This window comes from Aquaspirillum serpens DSM 68 (assembly GCF_000420525.1).
Classification (GTDB): Bacteria; Pseudomonadota; Gammaproteobacteria; order Burkholderiales; family Aquaspirillaceae; genus Aquaspirillum; species Aquaspirillum serpens.
The window spans coordinates 1-2,302 of sequence record NZ_ATVC01000103.1; the positions used below are offsets into that span (position 1 = coordinate 1).

Below are 2,302 nucleotides of genomic sequence, written 5' to 3' on the forward strand. Positions count from 1 at the left end.
GTACCGTAAAACAATCGTTTAACGGCAAGCGAAGCAAACACTCTGCCAACAATCAGCTGGCTTGCACAATATATGACAATCTTAATGATGCGACCCGCACTGCCCGATAAAAACACGACTTGTAATATTTCTGCAATGGCAGCCCTTTACCATCCGGCCACGTTGCTATTTTTGCTTATTCCATTTCGCACGGAGCTTCCCAGCATGAAACACACTGTTCGCCTTACCGCCGCACTGACTGTGGCCGGTGCAATGTTGTCAGGTTATGCCGCTGCCGCCAATATCACTGGTGCTGGTGCAACTTTCCCCTATCCTTTGTACGCAAAATGGGCGGAAGCCTACAAGGCGAAAACCAACCATTCGGTCAACTATCAATCGATTGGTTCGGGCGGCGGGATTAAACAGATTGTGTCGAAAACCGTGGATTTCGGTGCCTCTGATATGCCACTGAAGCCAGAACAACTGGCAAAAGACGGTTTATTACAATTTCCAACCGTGGTTGGTGGCGTGGTGCCAATTTTTAACGTGCCCGGTGTACAAACCGGCCTGAAATTTACTGGCCCACTGTTGGCAGATATCTATCTGGGTAAAGTGAGCAAGTGGAACGACCCTGCGATTCGTCAATTAAACCCAGGGGTGAACTTGCCAGATCAGGCGATTACGGTGGTTCGTCGCTCGGATGGTTCGGGGACCACCTTTATTTGGACTAACTACTTGTCGAAAGTATCGCCAGACTGGAAACAAAAAGTCGGTGAAGGTACCGCAGTGAGTTGGCCTGCTGGCGTGGGCGGTAAAGGCAATGAAGGGGTGGCAAACTATGTAACCCGTATCAAAGGTGGTTTGGGTTATGTCGAATATGCCTACGCCAAGCAAAACAAAATTACCTACGGCGCAGTGAAAAACAAAGATGGTCAATTTACTCTGCCAAGCGAAGAGAGCTTTAAAGCTGCCGCTGCTAACGCAGATTGGAAAAACGCCCCAGGTTTCTACGAAATTCTGACCGACCAAGCAGGCAAGGGCTCTTATCCTATCGTTGGTGCAACGTTCATCCTGATGCAAAAGAAACAGGACAAACCAGAACAAGGTTTGGAAACCCTGAAGTTCTTTGATTGGGCATACAAAGAAGGTAGCAAACTGGCTTTAGACTTGGATTACATCCCTCTGCCCGATGTAGTAGCTAACCAAATTCGTGCACACTGGAAAGCTAACATCACCGACACCAGCGGCAAACCAGTTTGGAATAACTAATTTTTTGCCCCTTGCTAACGTCTGCTTTTCGGCTGTGAGTGGACGGAAAGCAGATGGGTCTATCACAGGCCGGGGGTAACCCCGGCTTTTTTGTCGGTCAGCCTGAGAGAGTGACATGCACGCCCAGCACATTGAGAACACCCTCAAAATGCAGCGCCGCCTAGATACCTTATTCCGAGGCACTACTCGCGGTTTTGCGTTTCTGGTACTTGCTACCTTAATTGGCATCATTATTTCCCTGATTATCGGGGCGATGCCAACCATCAAAGCATTTGGTTTTAGCTTTCTATTCAGTGGTTCATGGGATCCGGTTGCTGAAAATTTTGGTGCTCTCGCACCGATTTATGGCACTTTGGTCACTGCCATTATTGCCTTGCTCATCGGCGTACCGGTGAGCTTTGGTATTGCCTTATTTCTAACCGAGTTATGCCCAGCTTGGTTACGCCGTCCAATTGGGGTGGCGATTGAATTGTTGGCAGGGATTCCTTCGATTATTTACGGTATGTGGGGTTTGTTTGTCTTTGCCCCGCTATTTGCCGATCATGTTCAACCTTGGATTATTGAGAACCTCGGTCATCTGCCTGGCATTGGTTTCTTGTTCCAAGGTGCGCCGATGGGGATTGGTGTCTTCACCGCCGGTTTGATCCTCGGGATTATGGTGATTCCGTTTATTGCCTCGGTGATGCGCGATGTGTTTGAAATCGTACCAGTGATGTTAAAAGAATCGGCCTATGGTCTTGGCGCAACCACATGGGAAGTGGTGCGTTATGTGGTGTTGCCTTACACCAAAGCTGGGGTAATTGGCGGCATTATGTTGGGGTTGGGTCGCGCTTTGGGTGAAACGATGGCCGTAACCTTTGTAATTGGTAACGCCTATCAAATCACCGGTTCGCTAATGGATCCCGGTAACTCGATTGCCTCGGCCTTGGCCAATGAGTTTGCAGAAGCTCAAGAAGGTTTACACGTCTCAGCATTGATTGAATTAGGTTTGATTCTGTTCTTTATCACCTTTGTGGTGTTGGCTTGCGCAAAACTGTTATTGCTGCGCTTATCG

The 2,302-nt window shown here is 48.6% G+C and carries 2 protein-coding genes; both read left to right on the forward strand.

All coding sequences use genetic code 11. From position 1 onward, the window contains the following. Positions 1-204 precede the first annotated feature (204 nt). Complete coding sequence (gene pstS / locus G465_RS0112635; RefSeq protein ID WP_027405457.1) at positions 205-1,248, forward strand: phosphate ABC transporter substrate-binding protein PstS; 1,044 nt, start codon at positions 205-207, stop codon at positions 1,246-1,248. 115 nt (positions 1,249-1,363) lie between these two features. Further along, the coding region (pstC, locus tag G465_RS0112640) for a phosphate ABC transporter permease subunit PstC (protein ID WP_022654797.1) at positions 1,364-2,302 on the forward strand (939 nt) is incomplete at its 3' end.